This window comes from Streptomyces brasiliensis (assembly GCF_014647875.1).
GTDB lineage: Bacteria > Actinomycetota > Actinomycetes > Streptomycetales > Streptomycetaceae > Streptomyces > Streptomyces brasiliensis.
This window is the reverse complement of sequence record NZ_BMQA01000070.1, coordinates 15,953-32,903: the sequence shown is the minus strand read 5'-3', so window position 1 is coordinate 32,903 and position 16,951 is coordinate 15,953. Positions and strand designations below refer to the sequence as shown.

12 protein-coding genes and 1 pseudogene are annotated in these 16,951 nt (G+C 68.4%); 4 read left to right on the top strand and 9 right to left on the bottom strand.

Features of this window, described 5'->3' with window-relative positions; all coding sequences use genetic code 11:
• Positions 1 to 260: 260 nt before the first annotated feature.
• The 5 genes from IEZ19_RS42535 to IEZ19_RS42515 form a co-directional block, all read right to left on the bottom strand.
• Positions 261 to 1,679, bottom strand: a complete 1,419-nt coding sequence (locus tag IEZ19_RS42535) for an NF041680 family putative transposase (RefSeq protein ID WP_189316766.1) — start codon at positions 1,677 to 1,679, stop codon at positions 261 to 263.
• 959 nt (positions 1,680 to 2,638) lie between these two features.
• Positions 2,639 to 3,742 carry a 2,3-diaminopropionate biosynthesis protein SbnB gene (gene sbnB, locus IEZ19_RS42530; protein ID WP_189316763.1) on the bottom strand — a complete coding sequence of 368 codons (1,104 nt, stop codon included), beginning with the start codon at positions 3,740 to 3,742 and terminating at the stop codon, positions 2,639 to 2,641.
• Complete coding sequence (locus IEZ19_RS42525) at positions 3,739 to 4,749, bottom strand: TauD/TfdA family dioxygenase (protein ID WP_189316765.1); 1,011 nt, start codon at positions 4,747 to 4,749, stop codon at positions 3,739 to 3,741. The genes sbnB and IEZ19_RS42525 overlap by 4 nt, the downstream gene beginning before the upstream one ends.
• Positions 4,750 to 4,835: 86 nt before the next feature.
• Entirely contained in the window at positions 4,836 to 7,364 is a 2,529-nt protein-coding gene (locus IEZ19_RS42520) for a non-ribosomal peptide synthetase (protein ID WP_189316762.1), read from the bottom strand.
• A 62-nt stretch (positions 7,365 to 7,426) separates the two neighbouring features.
• The gene (locus IEZ19_RS42515) at positions 7,427 to 10,132 is read right to left on the bottom strand and encodes a Pls/PosA family non-ribosomal peptide synthetase (protein WP_189316761.1); all 2,706 of its coding nucleotides are present in this window, start codon (positions 10,130 to 10,132) and stop codon (positions 7,427 to 7,429) included.
• Between the two features lie 359 nt (positions 10,133 to 10,491).
• Here IEZ19_RS42515 and sbnA point away from each other — a divergent pair, with 359 nt between their 5' ends.
• A complete protein-coding gene (gene sbnA / locus IEZ19_RS42510) occupies positions 10,492 to 11,505 on the top strand; it encodes a 2,3-diaminopropionate biosynthesis protein SbnA (protein ID WP_189316760.1) in 1,014 nt (337 codons plus the stop codon).
• A gap of 407 nt (positions 11,506 to 11,912) precedes the next feature.
• Positions 11,913 to 12,470: a site-specific integrase gene (locus IEZ19_RS53885; protein ID WP_373297141.1), complete on the top strand. Its 558-nt coding sequence runs from the start codon at positions 11,913 to 11,915 to the stop codon at positions 12,468 to 12,470.
• 458 nt (positions 12,471 to 12,928) lie between these two features.
• Here IEZ19_RS53885 and IEZ19_RS42505 read toward each other — a convergent pair whose 3' ends face one another.
• Positions 12,929 to 13,081 carry a hypothetical protein gene (locus tag IEZ19_RS42505; RefSeq protein ID WP_189316759.1) on the bottom strand — a complete coding sequence of 51 codons (153 nt, stop codon included), beginning with the start codon at positions 13,079 to 13,081 and terminating at the stop codon, positions 12,929 to 12,931.
• 351 nt (positions 13,082 to 13,432) lie between these two features.
• Here IEZ19_RS42505 and IEZ19_RS42500 point away from each other — a divergent pair, with 351 nt between their 5' ends.
• On the top strand, positions 13,433 to 14,062 hold the full coding sequence (locus IEZ19_RS42500; RefSeq protein WP_189316758.1) for a DUF3887 domain-containing protein: 630 nt from the start codon (positions 13,433 to 13,435) through the stop codon (positions 14,060 to 14,062).
• Positions 14,063 to 14,117: 55 nt separating this feature from the next.
• Entirely contained in the window at positions 14,118 to 14,444 is a 327-nt protein-coding gene (locus IEZ19_RS42495; protein ID WP_189316757.1) for a hypothetical protein, read from the top strand.
• Positions 14,445 to 15,316: 872 nt separating this feature from the next.
• On the opposite strand, the gene IEZ19_RS53210 is transcribed toward IEZ19_RS42495, so the two are convergent.
• From IEZ19_RS53210 to IEZ19_RS51735, 3 genes and pseudogenes are all read right to left on the bottom strand, one after another.
• Positions 15,317 to 15,721 carry a GNAT family N-acetyltransferase gene (locus IEZ19_RS53210; RefSeq protein ID WP_308429075.1) on the bottom strand — a complete coding sequence of 135 codons (405 nt, stop codon included), beginning with the start codon at positions 15,719 to 15,721 and terminating at the stop codon, positions 15,317 to 15,319.
• Between the two features lie 45 nt (positions 15,722 to 15,766).
• On the bottom strand, positions 15,767 to 16,183 hold the full coding sequence (locus IEZ19_RS53205) for a hypothetical protein (RefSeq protein WP_308429074.1): 417 nt from the start codon (positions 16,181 to 16,183) through the stop codon (positions 15,767 to 15,769).
• A gap of 298 nt (positions 16,184 to 16,481) precedes the next feature.
• Positions 16,482 to 16,733, bottom strand: a pseudogene (locus IEZ19_RS51735) (radical SAM protein); the annotation flags it as partial.
• Positions 16,734 to 16,951 lie beyond the last annotated feature (218 nt).

Sequence of the window (16,951 nt, the reverse complement as noted above, 5' to 3'; positions counted from 1 at the left end):
CAGGCACACAGCCGAAACTCGCTCTTGACCTTCACCAAGGGGAGGTTGTGCGACAGCCTCTGCCCAGCCCGACCGGAGTGCCTAAACCCGGCACAGCAGGCCCCGGCCGCCCACCAGGCCGACGCAACACCACCCGCGCCGCCCGCCCCACCGTGGGAGAAGGCCACGAGCACGGCGCGACACCGGAGAGGCGCCCCGGCTCGAACACGGAGCGAGCGAGGTAAAAACACAAGCTCAGCTTGAGATAAAACCTTCGGCGGTCAGGGTGCTGCGCGTTCGGTTCGCCGCTCGTCTGTTCGTTGACTGCTTTCGAGCAGGGCGTTGCCCACGTCGTAGACGGGGCTCTTCCGCTTGTTGCGGCGGCCGGGCGGGCGTCCCGGCCCGGGGCGGGAGGGTTTCGTGGGGTTCGTGAGAACGGGCAGCGATCCGCGGACTTGGCGAAACCCCCTGCGTACGCGGCCGGGGGTCAAGCGTTCGACGGGCAAGGCACGCTCCCAGGGGCGCTTGAGGTCCTCGGCGAGAAGCCGGGCGAGGCGTAGCTGGGTGTATGCAGCTATGACGAGGGCGGTCCAGCGGTCGGCGGCGGCGGGCTCGCGCAGGCGGGGGCGGGTCCAGCCGAGATGTTGTTTCCAGTACCGGAAGGTGTGTTCAAGGTCGAATCTGCGCAAGAAGCAAGACCAGATGGTGTCAGCGAGAGTGGCGTCGGTGTCGGTGCGTGACCACCACAGCCACAGGGGTTTCGGGCTGCCGCCGGAGGGCAGGCGCTCGACGTCCAGGCGCATCACGGTGCCGGGTACGAGGGGTAGCTCCGGTTCGGGGTGGTGCTCCCAGACCGTCTGCCGGTTGAGCTTGACGTGCAGACGCTCGAAGCACCGGACCCGCATGTGACCGTATCTGTCGAGATCATGCTCCGTCTCGTGCAGGGGCTGTCCCCAGGTGCCCGGAGTGTGGAACTCGAATCGGCTGCCGTGACGTTGGGGCCGGCCACCTTTGGGGCCCACGCCACCGTTGGCGGGCGGGTCGCGGTATAGGACGCGGTCGCCGCGCATGCGCACGCACACCTCCACGGGCAGGTCGGCGAGTTGGTGGGCAAGGTAGGGGCCGTCGTAGCCGCAGTCAGCCACGATCCGGATCGGCTCGTCACCCTCCTTCCATCGCCCCAGGGTGACGATCCTGGTCACGACCTCGCGCAGCTGGGCGGCCGTGCTCCGTTGGACCTGATCACCGGGGCGCAGTCGCTTGGCGTCCAGGGGCGCGGTCCACGAGGTAGCTCCGCTGGTCAGGGCGGCGACGATCGAGTACGCCCAGCCGGGGATCATCTCGTGAGCGCCCTCTGCGCGTCCGTAGGTGTGGCAGAAGGTGCGCTGATCGCTGGTGTCCGCGTCGGGCCGCAGCCACGGCGTGACATCGACGGCGAGCACGATCCCCCCGCCCGGGCCACGCGGGAGGTCACGCAAGGCGAAGGACCAGTTCAGACGGTCGAAGTCGATCCGCCCATCGCTCATGGCGCGCTGCACCGAGCCGTGGGAGCGGGCGTGCTCGGGCACGAGACTGAGTTCGGCGAGGTTGCGCACCGGGCCATCGCTGCACAGCACGGCATCGGTGATCTCAAAGAGAGCGTCGCCCCAGCGGGCGAGGCTGGCGCGGAAGTCGACACGAAACTCCTTGAGTTCACGCAGAGCCGCGTGGCTGCCTTCACGATCAGGCACACTGGACGCGACGGCCGCGTCGGTCTTTGTTGGTGTCACAACCCGAGGATGACGGCGTGGCCGTCGCCATGACCGACGTTTCCCCATGTGGGGGACTCGAACGCATCCTTGCTTGAACCCGAGGTTTTATCTCAAGCTCAGTGCGTTGCGGCAAACCGGATCTTGTTCGAGGTGTGTGGGGCGGGTGATCGTTCGGACAGAGGTGCCGATACTGCTCCGGGCATGAAGGAACGGGCTCCTTGGTAGCGACATGGTTGCTGAGACCCATCACGAGCAAGGAGGCCCGTTGCGGATCGCGTAGCGCCGCTGCCAGTCCGCGGTCCGCTGCTCCAGCCCGTTGCGCATCTGGATCTGGTGGAGTTCGCGGGAGGGCAAGGACCTCCCGCGAAGCAGAGACCTGCTGATCAACCCCCACGATGTGGAAGCCCGCTGCGGCGGCAAACGCGGCATGGTCTGGGACGGCTACAAGGTCAAGACCTGCGAGGACGACCTGCCCCACCTGGTGGTGAACGTGGCCACCATCCACGCCGCGGTGGATGACTCCCGCCTGATCGACAGCGTCCACGAGAACCTTCAGCGGCGCGGGACGAAGCCCGGCGAGCATCTGGTCGACGCAGGCTGTGCACGCTCAGCGGCGAGCGCGGCCGCTACGCCTCTGCCTCCCGCCGGGGCTGACCGGGCCGATGAGCCCTCATGGACGCACGAGGCACACTGTGCCCTGATTCACCCGAAACTCCGCTCATACCCACCTTTGTTCCGTTTCCGGGTGGTCGACCACGAAGCGACCGGGACGGACCGGTCCGCACAGACGCGACGAGCACCTCCTCGAAGGCATCGGGCCCGGGCCGGGTCAGACCTGCCCGGCCCGGGCCCTCGGTAGCGGACGGGCCTTCCTCCGCGAGCCGGCGGGGGCCGGGCCGTCCGGCCGCTCATCCGTAGCGGCGCACTTCATGGAAGAAGTCCTCTACGACGTGCAGATGCCCGGCGCGGGCCACCTCGTCGTACACGTGTTTGCCGACGGCGAGGTCGAGCACTCCGAGGCCGAAGGGTGAGAAGACCACGGGCCGGTCCTGCGGGAGCGCCACCCGGCCGGTCATGACGTCGTCCAGCGTTCCGGTGAGAAAGTCCCTGTTGCCGGTGAGCTGTTCGGTCAGGTGTGGTGAGGTGTCGGCCTTGAGGCAGTGGTCGACGTCGTCGACGATGTTCGCCGATGCGAGCAGGATGTCGGGGGCGAGGTCGCGCAGCGACACGTGCAGCACCAACGGGTTGTGGTCGAACCATGCCGGGTCGGTGACGTGTGGCCGGCCGGCGACGGTGGCGAAGACCACCAGGTCGCTGGAGCGGATCAGCTGCTCCGGGCTGTCGTGCGTCGTGATCCGTGGGGCCGCATCGGTGTGTTCCAGGTAGCTGTGGAAGCCGGCAGCGTGGTCGGGGGACACGTCGTGTATGCCGATCTGGTCGAAGCTCCAGCCGGTTGCGGTCAGAAAGGTGTGGATGTAGCGGGCGATCAGGCCGGTTCCGAAGAATCCGACGCGGGTGGGGCGTCGGCGGTGGCGGCTGAGCCAGCCGGCCGCCGACGCGGCCATCGCGGCCGTTCGGCTCGCGCTGATGATGGAGCTCTCCAGGCAGGCGAGCGGATAGCCGGTGTTGTGGTCGTTGAGGATGAGCACGGCCGAGGCTCGCGGGATGCCGGAGGGCACGTTGTCGGGGAAGCTGGAGATCCACTTCAGGCCGTCCACCCGTACCTGCCCGCCGATCGACGCGGGCAGCGCGATGATCCGCGCCGTCGGTCGGTCGGGGAAGCGTAGGAAGTACGACGGCGGATTGACCGAGTCCCCGGCCGCGTGCAACCGGTAGGTCGCCTCGACGAGATCGACGATCTGCCGTTCTTGGCCCTGCAGCGTGTGCTGGACCTGGGCACCGGAGATCACGGCGAACGGTGGCACCGCGACCTGCGGTGGCGTCGTGCTCGGCTGGGGCATCGCGGACTGGGGCATTGCGGACTCCTTGGCGCAGGAAGGGGACGTGGTCATCGGGCGTTTCCCTCGAAGGCCGGCGGGCAGGGGGTCGGGTGCAGCGGTTCGGCCATGGCGACGACGACGTCACGCGGTGGCTCGAAGGGCTCCCTGCTGTGTGCCATGCGGACGTTGTCGACGAGCATCAGGTCGCCGTCCTGCCACGGCTCGCGGACGGTGTGCCTCTCGTACACCGTGTTGATCAGCTGGACGACGTCCTCGCCGATCGGATCGCCCTTGCCGAAGCGCGTGGTGAAAGGCAGACGGTCGGGGCCGTGGACGTCGATGAGGTACTCCCGCACCTCGGGGGCCATCGTCCACTCGTTGAGGAACGCGATCTGGTTGAACCAGCAGCGTCGGCCGGAGAGCGGATGGCGCACCACGGCGCGGCGGCGCTGGCGGGTGTGCAAGCCTGCGTCGGGCAGCCAGCGGAACTCGATCCTGTGGGCGCGGCAGTAGTCCTCGACAGCAGTCCTGTCGTCGGTGCCGAACGCCTCCGCCCAGGAGGCCCCGATCTCGTCGTGGTACGTGCGCGTAAGCAGCCAGCCCTCCTCTTCGAACCGCTGGACGAGCTCGGGCGGCAGCGCGTCGAGGACGGCGGTGGCGTCGGCGAGAGCGGTGGCTCCGCCGGTGCGGGGCGCGGCCAGGCAGGCCAGCAGCAGCAGGCCGGGGGGCGCGTGGGTGTAGCTGAGTTCGTGGTGCATGCACATGGGCTGGTTGGCCGGCCAGGTGGTGGAGGAGTAGACGCCCGGCGCGCGGGTGCGGCGGGGCGCGAAGGCCTCCCTCTCGGTCATCGGGCCGGGAGCCAGGTGGTGGAGGACGGCCCCGGCCTGGCCGGCCTCCTGCAGAGCGAGGCCGCGGATGACAAGCGCGCCGTGTTCGGTGACGAGGCTGCGGACGGCGTGGCGGTGCTCGGCCGCCCAGCCCGGCGCGTCCCCCCGGGCATGGGCGCCGGTGTGCAGGACGGGGGGTTTGCCGGGGTGCACGTCGAGTTCCGTCCCGGGCATGGGCGCAGCGGCGGGCATGGGGACGGTGGAGGTGGGCAGTGACATCTTTCTTGTCCTTTGCGTGGTGTGGGGGATGTTCCGTGGGTCGGGGACGTCGGACGAGGTCAGGCTGAGGCCCCTCGCGCGGTTGACTGCTGCTGGCAGAGCTCCTCCAGGAGCCGGGCCAGGTCCGTGAGGATGGGGTGGCGGGTGATGTCCGCCAGGGACACCAGGCGGTCCAGGCTGATGGCGAGTTTCACGGCCGACAGCGAGGTGCCGCCCAGGTCGAAGAAGTGGTCGTGGCGTCCGATCCGGTCCTGCGGGACGCCGAGCACGCCGGCCCATGCGGCGGCCAGCCGCCGTTCGGTGGGCGTTCCGGGCGCCTCGACGTCGTCCTTCGCGGCCTGAAGCCGGGTGGCCAGGGCCGTCAGGGCTTTCCGGTCTGCCTTGCCGTTGGCGGTCAGCGGGAGGTCCGCGCACCAGTGGACGGCCGAAGGGACCATGTACGGGGGCAGTACGGCGTTCAGCCGATCCAGCAGGACGTCGGTGTGCAGGGGCCGCGGGGAGGTGTAGAAGGCCACCAGGTGTGTGCTGTGGTCGGGCCGTTCGGCGACCACCACGGCGCTGTCGCGGACGCCGGGCACCTGCAGCAGGGTGTTCTCGATCTCGCCGGTCTCGATGCGGAAACCACGGATCTTGACCTGGGTGTCGCGACGGCCCAGGAACTCCAGCTTGCCGTCGGGCCGCCAGCGGCCGAAGTCGCCGCTGAGGTAGAGGCGCTGGCCTGGACGGTGGGGATCGCTCAGGTAGGCGGGCCGGGTGCGCTCGGGGTCGTTGACATAGCCGCGGCCGACGCAGATCCCCGAGAAGGCGATCGCGCCCGGCGCACCGAGCGGCACCGGGTTCAGCCGCTCGTCGACGACGTAGAGGTGCACGTTGTTGACCGGCCGGCCCAGCGGGACCCGGTCGCCGTCCGGTGAACGGTCCATGATCTCGTGGTTGGTGTCGTCGGAGGTCTCGGTCAGTCCGTAGGCGTTGACCAGCTTGACGTGGGGCTGGGCGGCGAACCAGCGCTGGGCGAGTTGACTCTTCAGCGCCTCGCCGGTGACCGACACGTACCGCAGGTCCGGCAGTTCGCGCGCGTGCTGCTCCAGGTATGTGAGGACGACTTCCAGGTACGACGGAACGACCTGGAGGACGCAGACCCGCCCGCGGGCGATCGTGTCGACGAACCGCCGGACGTCGAGGATCACGTCCTGCTCGACCAGAAGGGTCCGCCCCCCGACCAGGAGCGCGCAGAGCAGTTGCCACAGCGAGATGTCGAAGCACTGGGGCGCGGTCTGGGCGACCACCTGTCCTTCGGCGATCTCCAGGTCGTCGATCTTGGCGTGGAGGTGGTTGAGCATGCCCCCGTGTTCGCACATGGCGCCTTTGGGCTTACCGGTGGAGCCGGAGGTGAAGTAGATGTAGGCCAGCTGGTCGGCTGCCACGGCGATACCGAGGTCGTCGTCGGCGTGGCCCTCCTCGTCGGCGGTGTCGGTGTGCAGCGTCCGCACGGTGGGCAGGGACGCAAGGGCCGCCTGGAGGGTGGTGGGGGCGGTCGGTCCGGTGAGCACCAGCGTGCACCGGGAAGCGGTGAGCATGGCCTTGACGCGTTCGGCAGGCAGATGCGGCTCGATGGGCAGGTAGACGCCTCCGGCCTTGAAGACGGCCAGCACGGCGGCCGGCCAGTCCAGGTTTCTGTCCATCACCACCGCGACGACGCCTTCGCGGTCGAGTCCTCGCGCCAGCAGGGCGCGGGCCAGCCGGTTGGCACGGGCATTGAGCTCCCGGTAGGTCCACTGCCGGTTGCCGTGCACCGCTGCGACCGCGTGCGGGTCGTGCCGTACGCGCCGCTCGAACAGCTCATGGACACCGGCGTCGGGCAGGCTGCGGTGGGGCCCGGCGAGCCCTTCGAGCTGGAAGCGCGCTTCCTCGGCGGACAGCAGGCTCTGCCGGCCGTGCTCCGCGGCCGGGTCGGCGACGATCAGGGCGAGCGCGGTGAGATGGTAGCCGACGATGCGGGCAGCGCTGTCGGCGTCGAGGACATCGGTGCGGTAGCGCGCCCGCAGCGTGAGCCCGCCGTCGTCGTGGTGCGCGATGCCCACCCGCAGCACTGCGTCGGTGGCCGGGGCGCTGCTGCCGGCGGGGGCGTCGCCGAAGCCGGTCGCATCAAGTGCGGTTTCACATGACGGCTCGGGAAGGCCGAGTTCGCACCTGAGGTCGTCGACCGGGTAGTCCCGGTGAACGAGTACCTGCGAGACGGCCTCGTGGGCGTGCGCCAGCAGGGCCCGCCAGGAGCGGGGTGCCGTCGTCAGCCGGCACGGCAGCAACCGACCAGGGGCGAGCCCGGACAGGCCGATGGTGGCGGCGCTTTCACCGGTCAGCGCGGCCAGCACTTTGGCATGCGCCGCCAGCAGCACGGTGCTCAACGGCACGGCCAGGTCGTCTGCCAGTCGGCGCACGGCTGCCGCGTCGCTGACGGGGATCGGTGCGTGGTGCTCGGCCAGTGCGGCAACCGGCTCGCGGGTCCAGCGCGGAAGGGGCGTGCAGCCGCCGGACTCCGTCAGGATGCCGTGCCAGAAGTCTCGGGCGGCGGGAGTGTCGAGTGCCATCAGGGTCTGTCCTTCGTCCGGGTGCTGATGTGGTCTGATGTGGCGGGGTGTGTGGCGCGGCGTCAGATGCGGCCTGCCGGCAAGACGGGTGGGCGGGGGGTGTTGTCGGGCAGCTGACGGGCTGGGTTTCCGCCCCACCGGGCCTTGGAGGGGACGTGTTCGCCCTTCATGAGGAAGGAGTCGCAGGCAAGGTCGACGTGGTCGGCCAGGGTGACGCCGTAGTGGACGAATGCTCCAACACCGAGCGTGCAGTCGGCACCGATCGTGGTGCGGTCGGACTTGAAGGCGCCGTCCTCCTGCGAGTGGCACTGGACCACCGTGCCCGCATTGAGGGTGCAGTCGTCCCCGATCGTCACCAGCGTCCGTTCGGGGAAGAAGGAGCCGTCGTCGAAGACCCGCTTGCCGATCCGGGCACCCTGCAACCGCAAAACCACGTTCTTGAACGGGGTCCCGCCCAACATCTGGGCGTGATCGACCGCCGCCATCTTCCAGAAGCGTTCATGCCGCCAGAAGGACGGCTCGTAGATGGAGCAGGTCAGCGGCCGTTGTGCCGTGAATCCCGTGGCGGCCCGCTCGATCAGGGTGAAGTAACAGACGCTGAAGACGAGGCCACCGACCATGGACAGGGCAATCGCCGATGCGCCCATGGCGGGATAGAGGCTTCCGGCTCCCAGCGTCAGCAGGGTGACGACGAAGACGTGGAACCACCGCGCCAGCAGATACAGCACCGCGGTTGCGGCGTTGTGCCGGTTCTTTCGGGCGAGGCGGTGGCGCAGTTCGCTGCCGCCCGCCAGGGTGTTCAACCGGGCGTCCCGCATCACGGTGCGCGGAATGGTGAAAGGAGGCGAACCCAGCAGACCGACGCCCTCCCGCATCTCTCCGTCGATGGGCACCATGACCTTCGTGGCCAGCAGGCAGTTGTCGCCGGTCCGGGCCTGTGCCGGATAGGCGATGCGGTTCCCGAGGAAACTTCGCGCTCCGATCGAGGCACGGCAGAGACGAAACGACGTGTTGGAAAAGTCGGCATTGATGATCGACAGGCCGTCGGCGACCATCGTGTTGCTGCCCACCGAGGTAAAAAACGGACTGTCGTGCTTGAGTTCCGTGCCGAAATTCGAGCCGGTCTGCGTGACATGGCACAGGTCGTAGCCGACATAGCGCAGGTAGTGAACGATCGCGGAGCTGTCCCCGAATATCGTGGTGAAGAACTTCCGGTTGGTCAGAAAGGCGATCGCCCGCTGCAGACCGTAATGGAAGCCGTAGAGCGGGTAGACCGTGTCCGGCTTGATCGCCCTGTTGAGCAGGCGCGGCACCACGCCCTGGAGGGCGAGCCCGGCGAGCGCGGCGCCGAAGAACAGCGTGAAGGAAGCGGCCAGCGCGCCCAGACACAACACCGAGCCGGCGTGCGGCCATGACCCGGCATCCAGGGGTGCCTTCAGCTGCGGTACCGCGGCGACCAGCAGGGCCGCGCCGCCCGTGGTCAGGGGCAGATACACGAGCAGCAGGGCCAGCAGCTGCCCCAGGGCGTAGCGGACCTTTCTCGTGGCGGAGCAGTCGGCGGCGTGCGTACTGCGGAAGTCTGTGCCGGTGGGCTCGGCCGGTGAACCGTGCCAACGCTCCCCGGCGGGTACGGCCTGCCCGGCGTACAGGGACGAGGCATGACCGAGCTGGGACGCGTCGCCCATCCAGGTGTGGATGTCCAGGACCGCCTGTTCACCGACGACGACGTCCTTGCCGAGAGTGACCGGACCGGTCTGGATGAGGCCGGCATGGGCGCGGTAACAGGAGAACAGAGAGTCCTTGCGTATGACCGCCCCGTCTCCGATGGTGAGCAGATCCGTACACACAGGAATATGCGTGGAAAAGATCGCAACATCGCGGCCGATTTTCGCGCCCAGCGCCCGCAGATACAGCACGAACAGCGGCGACGCCGTGAACAGGCGGACAGGGCTGGTCCGGATCAGGGTTTTGACGATCCACCAGCGCAGGTAGGTGAGGCTCCACACGGGGAACTGACGGGGCGTGAAGCGGCCGATGAGTGTCCATTTGGCCAGGATCGGCACCGTGCACAGGCCGATGAATCCGGCAGCGCCGGCCAGCACGGAACGCAGGTAGCGATCGGCGAGGGCGGAGCCGTCGCCTATCCATGCGTAGCCCCGTGTCGCTGCCAGCGCAGCCAGGTAGCAGTACCCGAGGAAGAACAGCAACTGCAGCAGTCCGCACAGCACGTACTGACGCGTGCCGGCTCGTACCGCGGCCCCGTGCGAGGCCTGTGCGGCGTCCGCGGCCGGCACCGGCCCGCAGACCGGGACGGACGGCGAGCCGGGCGGCCGATGAGGCATGGATACGGGCGTCGGAGGCACCGTGGGGGTCGACGCGCCGGTCGTGAGTGCGGTGCCCGCGGTCGCCGCACCGGTGGCAGCGGATGCGCAGGCCATGGCTTCGGGCCCGGTCAGCGCAGCGGCGAGACTCTCGACCGTGGAATGCCGGTAGACGTCCTTCATCGACACGGGCGGCAGTTCCGCCCGCTTCCTGACCCGCGCACAGAACTGGGCCATCACCATCGAGTCCGCGCCCAGGTCATCGAAGAAGTGGCTGTCGGCCGGCACATGGTCCACGCGCACGACGTCGGCCAGCACCTCGGCCAGCAGCCGTGCGGTGGCGGCCGGCGACCCGGCCCTCCCGGCGTCAGGCCCTCCTCTGTCGTCGGGACACGTGGAGATGCCGGGCGGGCCGGCCGTCCAGGTACGGGGGGAATTCCCTGCCATGTGAGCTCCGATGCCGTCGGTGTGGTGGTGGAGGTGGGCTTCTCCCACCCGCAAAAGCGCCAGAGCCTTTCGCGGCGGATTCCTGACGCCCGCCCCACCAGTACGCCCGGCCGGCACGACGTCGTCACGCCGCTGAATCTCGTAACTTGACACCACACACGGGTGGCGGTACACGCCGGGACAAACCCAGACGGAAGGCACCGAGCACGCCGCCGGAACGCCCTCCCCGAATCCCAGGAATCCGCGCCACTACGCGCGAGCCCGGCCATTGTCAAGCCCCGAATTCCGGCGGCATGACGGAACCAGGGATGATCCCGCGTACTGGTGGAGACGGTTCACACACAGATCAGGAGGCAACCGTGCCGGTCATATCCACCCCTCAGGAATTCAACGAGAACGACCTCTACATCGACCTGGAGGCAATCACCAGACACCAGCTGTTCCTCAAATGTGAAGGTTTCAACTTCGCCGGCTCGATCAAACTCAAGGCTGCCGCCGCCATGGTCGAAGCCGCCGAACGCGACGGTCTGCTCACCGACGGCAAAGTCCTCGTCGAATCCTCCTCCGGCAACCTCGGGGTAGCCCTGAGCATGATCGCGGCCAGCAAGGGCTACGGGTTCGTGTGCGTGACCGACACCCGCTGCAACCTGCCCACCCGGCTGCTCATGGAAGCACTCGGCAGCCAGGTCCACATCGTCACCGAGCCCGCCCGGCAAGGCGGCCTGCTCGGCGCGCGCATCGACCACGTCCGCGCCCTGTGTGCATCGGACGACCGGTACGTGTGGCTCAACCAATACACCAACCCCAACAACCACATGGCCCACTACCGCACCACCGCCCCGGCCATCGCCCGCCACTTTCCCGACCTCGACGTCCTCTTCATCGGAGCCGGTACCACGGGCACACTCATGGGCTGCGCACGCTACTTCCGCGAATGGCACAGGCCGGTACACATCGTCGCCATCGACACCGAAGGCTCCGTCACCTTCAACGACACCCCAGGCCGACGCATGATCCCCGGCCTCGGTACCAGCGTCCGTCCACCACTGCTGGACGACTCCTACGTGGACGAAGTGATACACGTCAGCGAAGCCGACACCATCCGCACCTGCCACCAACTCGCCCGCCGCGGCTTCCTCTTCGGAGGCTCCACCGGCACCGTCGTCAGCGGCGCCACCCGCTGGCTCGCCCAGCAGCCAGCACCCCCCCGGCAGCCGACCGCCCTGGCCATCGCCCCCGACCTCGGCGAGCGCTACCTCGAAACCATCTACCACACCAACTGGATACACGACCTCTACGGCAACGACATACTCGAAGACGCCGCCGCCCACACCCCCACAGGGAACGAAGAACAGACCACGACCAGACCATGACCCGGAACTCCTTGATACGCCCTTCGCCGGCGAGGGACAGCAGGCCGACGGCAGGAAGCTGCATGCCGGCGCCGGCGGCCCGCAGCACCAGCGCCAATGAGCGGCCGGCGCGGCAGTCACGCAGGGTGACACGACGCGGACGGCGTGCGTCAGCCCGCCAGACCACGCCGAACACCCCCCACCATGGCCCACGCCCGGCCCGGCCACCGACGCCACCGAAACCGACAACCCTTCAACACCGCACCCGGGCACCGCACCACGACCACCACAGCACATCCGCCACCCACGGCCACACCCCCGAACACCCACCCCCACACAGAGACCGGTACACTCCCCCAAACCCCCAGACAATCCAATGACATGGCGCATCCCAGCCCCGCGCCCAGCCCTTTCACTACATCCAGGAGTTGCTGGCGGCCGGGAAAGCGCCGTCAACGGTTCGCTCCTACGGGATGGATCTGTTGCGGTGGTGGCGGTTCCTGCAGGCCGTGGACGTTCCCTGGGACCGGGCGACCCGTCGGGAAGCCCGGGACTTCAGCTGCTGGATCCAAGAGACCGTCAAACCCAGGAAAGTCAAGGCCCAGGGCCTGCGAGCGGTACGGGGAGCCGGTGTCGTGAACCCGGTGACCGGGAAGCCGTCGACCGGATCCGGATACGCTCCGGCCACCGTCGTGCACAGACAGACGGTCCTGCGCCGGTTCTACGATGTGCACCGCGATGCGGGGACCGGCCCGCTGCTCAACCCGTTCCCGCTGGATCTGTCCTGCCGCTCTGGGCAGGCTCACGCGCACCACAATCCGATGGACGGCTGGAAGCCCGAGCGGGTGGGCCGCTACCGGCCGAGCCTGCCGCGGCGAATCCCGCCTGGGCGAGGAAGGAGTCCCACTCCTCCTCAGTCGGGGTTCGGTACTCCTCGCCGGCACCAGCCCAACAGGCACGGCTGGCCGACATCCGCGACAACCTGATCGCCCGTATCGCCGAGGCCGAACGGGAAGGATGGCTTGGCGAGGTCGAAGGACTCCAGGTCAGCCTCGCAGGCGCCGAGGAGAAGCCTCCGCAGGAACTGCAAAGGCGAGGAGACCCACGCCGTGATCGAAATCAGCGGGCGAACGGAGATCAAAACGGGACGGACAGTCCGGCTTCGCGCAGCTTGGCCACAGCAGCGGACATGCACTGCTGCACAGTCCTCCCATCGGCACGCATGCCCTGGTCCAGGGGACCCCCACTGGCCGCGAACGTCCACGCTGGCGCGTTGTCAGCCGCCCTCTCGGCGTCCACTCTGATCATGGCATTCACGCCCTGCTCACCCAGCCATTCGAGGATGAGTAGCGTCACGTCCTCAATGCCACGATCTTGAGCGATCTTTGGCCAGCGGCCCCGATTTCCTGTCACTGCCCCGACCCTACCGACGTCCCCGCATCAGTCAGGGCACCCCGTGGTCAAGTTCGAAGCCTGCGTCCGGTGTCCGATGCTCCGCGTCGACCCGCAGCAGCGGCGACGTTTGGAAGAGATCATCTGCAACCTCGGTGACCGCATCGAGGAGGCCCGCGTCAACGGCTGGCGCGGCGAGGTCCAAGGACTCCAGATCAGTCTGGAAGCCGCGCGCAACAAACTCGCCTCCCTCGACCGCCTCACCAGGAACCGCAACCGCACCCCGGTCACGCTGGGTATGCCGATCATCCCCGGAGAATCACGACGAGCCCCGCTGATTTCATCGGGTCGTGCGAGAGCCAGGGCTCCGCCGCGTTCGAGAGCCCCTACTGCTCCGGTGGCGGCGATGTACTCGCCCGCGACTGCCATTTTCCGGCGAGTTCGAGACCCACCGAAGGAGGTGACGCCGCGGGTAGCTGGCGGGACGCGCGGAGGCTGCACTGGGCGATGTAAAGGCCTCCTTGACGAGCGAACTCCGTAAAGGCATCCTTGACATGTGACTGATTCGCCGATGCCTCTCGCGGGCCTGGCTGCTCGCCTCGCCGCGCAGGCCGCCGCCCTGGCGGGGTCGGCTGGCAGCCCAGTGGCCCAGCCGGCCTATCTCGACCTCGTCCGACTCGCCGAGGACGTCGACGGCCTGGCGGAGCAGGTACTGAAGCTGTGCGTGCAGCAGTGCCGGGATGCCGGCCACACCTGGCAGGAGATCGGGGACCTGCTCGGAGTCACCCGCCAGGCCGCGTTCCAGCGGTTCGGCAAGCCCATCGACCCGAGAACGGGAGAACCCATGGACAAGACCGTGCGCATGACCGACGCCGCCGCCCGAGCCACCGAGATCGCGGCCGCCGTCCTCGACGGCCGTATGGACGAAGCCCGCCGGTCGTTCAATGCCGAGGTGCTGGCGGCGTTCACCGACGAGGTCCGCCTCGACGGGCTGGCCACGGTCGCCGGTCTGGTCGGCGCGTTCGAGGGCTTCGGCGAGGGCGAGCCGTTCGTTCGCCGCATCGGCGACCACACGGTCGTCGACGTCCCGCTGCGCTACGAGGCCGGCGACATGAAGGCCCGCGTCGCATTCGACACAGACGAAAAGGTCGCTGGCCTCTTCATCCTCGCACCCGAAACCCCGTGAACCGCTCCACCGCTCCCCGGGGCAACTGGCGGACCGTCAGGAAAGGCAGATAAGCATGGCCACGCCCACCTACGACGACGGCACGATCCGCTGCGACGACCAGGGGATCGCTATCCTCCGCTACTACCCATGGGGGGCAAAGACGATCCGTTATGCCTCGATCAGGGGCGTGGAGACGCTTCCCCTGACCGGCGCGAACAAAGTGCGCAGGTGGCGCATCTGGGGCTCGGGAGACTTCGTCCACTGGTGGAACTTCGACCCCAGCCGGCCGAAGAAGGGTGTGGCACTCGTGCTCGACGTGGGCCACCGGGTCCGCCCCACGATCACACCGGACGATGCAGCCGCCGTCGCCCGCATCATCGCGGAGAAGAGCCCCGAGTGATGGGGTCGTACGCCACCATGCTGATTCCCGTAGCGCTCCTCCTCGCGACGGTGTTCTGGGTCTACCAAGACGCCACGCTCCGCGCCAGGCGGGGAACGCCTGTGTACTTCTCGGCGGGCCCGATCGAAGTGAGCAAGCCCGCCACGTGGGCTCTCGGCTGCCTGTGCTTGTGGATCATCTTCATGCCGCTATACCTCACGTGCCGCCGACAAGCCGACTGACGAGCAGCGTGACGGCCAAATGGCCCACAGCCGCAAAATACGCCGAAAGCATCATGTTCCACACCATTCCACAGGGGTGGCTCCCAATCTCACCGGAATCTAGATGGCTCCCGATCTCGCCGGAGCCGTGGCTCCCACCAACCCCGGAGAAATCAGCCCCGCCATATCCCGTTTCCGAGGGCGCCGCCTCATAGTTCGGAAAGGCTGCTCGTGCTCGATGTCTGTCTTCGCCGCCCGGACCGATGTGCTGCTCTCCATCGGCCGGCGACCGCGACTGGCCGACCTGTACGCCGAGGTCGAGCATGCCCGGGGCGACAGCTTCCGCGCGGACTGGCGTATCCGCGGACAGGCGTATCCGCGGACAGGCACGCCACCGGCTCCTTCGGCAGCCGCCCGGCGATGCGGCCCATGATGGAGCTGGGCCGGCCTGGGGCGTTGGCGAGGATCACGTCCGCGCCCCGCATCGTCGCCGCCTCGGCGATCTTGAATCCCATGCTGGTCTCGGTGAGGACACCGAAGACCAGGATCTTCCTACCGCTCAGGTCCACGTCGTCAGTCCTTTCGCCACAGGCCGCACATACCGGCCGTAGAAGTTGTGCAGGCTGGTCGCCACCCCCACGGCCGAGGCGTACAGGGGACTTCGCTGCAACGTCACACATCCGTCTGGTTGACGAACCCGAGCGATGCCAGTCCCTCGGCCCCACACAGGCGGTCGGATGCGCCCCCCACCTCGGTCTGGAGGAGTTGATACGCGGCGCCGTGCTGGTGCCCCCAGTGCATCGCCGCGCGCCACAGGGCGCGGCCATATCCACGCCCGCGGTGCTGCGGCAGGACGCCGAAGTACTGCGGAAGCAGTCGTGGGGCGCCGCTAGGGCTGGTCATGGTTTCCATGGGTCCAATAGCGCCGGCCACGCGGCCGTCGTGCAGCACGGTGAGGACGGGGCCAACGGTTCCGGCTCGCATCTGCTCGTGGAGGAACACGAACCCGTCCTCGGCCATCTGCTCGGCGAACTCGGCGAACCGGGCCTCATCAGGGAGCTGCTGGTGCTCCTGCACCGGCAGGACCGGAGCGCATCCGGGCCCTTGGGTGAAGTCCTTGAACTAGACGCGTGTGCCGCGGGTGTACGCCTCGGGCTCGTCAGGGCCGAGGAACCACACGACGCGGGCCTTCGCGGCACCGTGGGCCGGGGCCAGCTTCCGGGCCAGGTCGGCACCGGCGGACAGGCTGCCGGGCTCCGCGCCGTACACGTGGACCTTGACCGTGCCTGCGCCTCGGTCGGTGAGGGTGGGGATCAGGGTCTGGCTCCGATCGTGCTCGATGGCGTCGACCAAGACGTGTTCGATCTTGGTCTCGGACCAGCGACGGTCCTTGTCGTACGGGAGGAAGCGCCCCGTTCCGGCGATCTCGACGACGGCCTCGAAGAGGTCAGGAATCGGGTCATCGGGATGGACTGGGCCAAGAGTCGGCACGTACGGCACGGGCATCACGGGCTCCATCCAGCCCCAGTGAAAACGCATGGCCGCACGCTACCCACGTCGCACGGGCGCCGCAGGCCCCGATGCCCAGGCGGCCGGGGCCTGCGCGTTCATGACCGGATCAGGGGCTGATCAGGTCAGTGAGGGTTGTCGTCGCCCGCGTTGCACGAGCACTTGGCACTGTCCATGAGCGGGTCCATGTCGGCGATGCCGGTGATCCGGGTGACCTTCGCGGCCGGGGCCAGGACTGGCCGCGTGAAGTACGGCAGGCCATCACCGGCCTGGGTGGGCCCGTCGTCCGGGGGCGGGCGCCTGGGAGAGATCTCCACTGCTACAGCGGTCATGCGTTCACCGTTTCCTTTCGTCCGTGCTGGCAGTACGCCGCCAGCGGGGCCTTCGCCTCCTGGAAGTGCTTGGCCAGGGGCCTGCATACGGTGCAGGAACCGGAGAGGGCGCAACCCGAGCAGCCTCCGGTGCGAAGCATGAGCCGGTCGGCGATGGCGCCGAGCCGGGCGAGGCCGCCGATGCCCTCCTGGGGAAGGCTGATCTGTTCGTCGCGGCCGATCTTGCAGATGGACACCAGGCCGTGCGGGGGGAGTCGTCGTCTGTGTGATTGCCGTGTAGCGGCCGGTGCGGGCTCTCTTGATCATTCCTCTCTCGGTCCAGCGGGCGAGTTGTCGATAGGTGGCGACGAGGGTGACGTCGCCGAGGAGCTCGGCGATCTCCCTTGAGCGCCAAAGCCGTTCGGGCTCTGCCTGCATGATGGCCAGGACACGTGCCATGCGGCTGCTGGTCTTGCCGTTGCCGGTG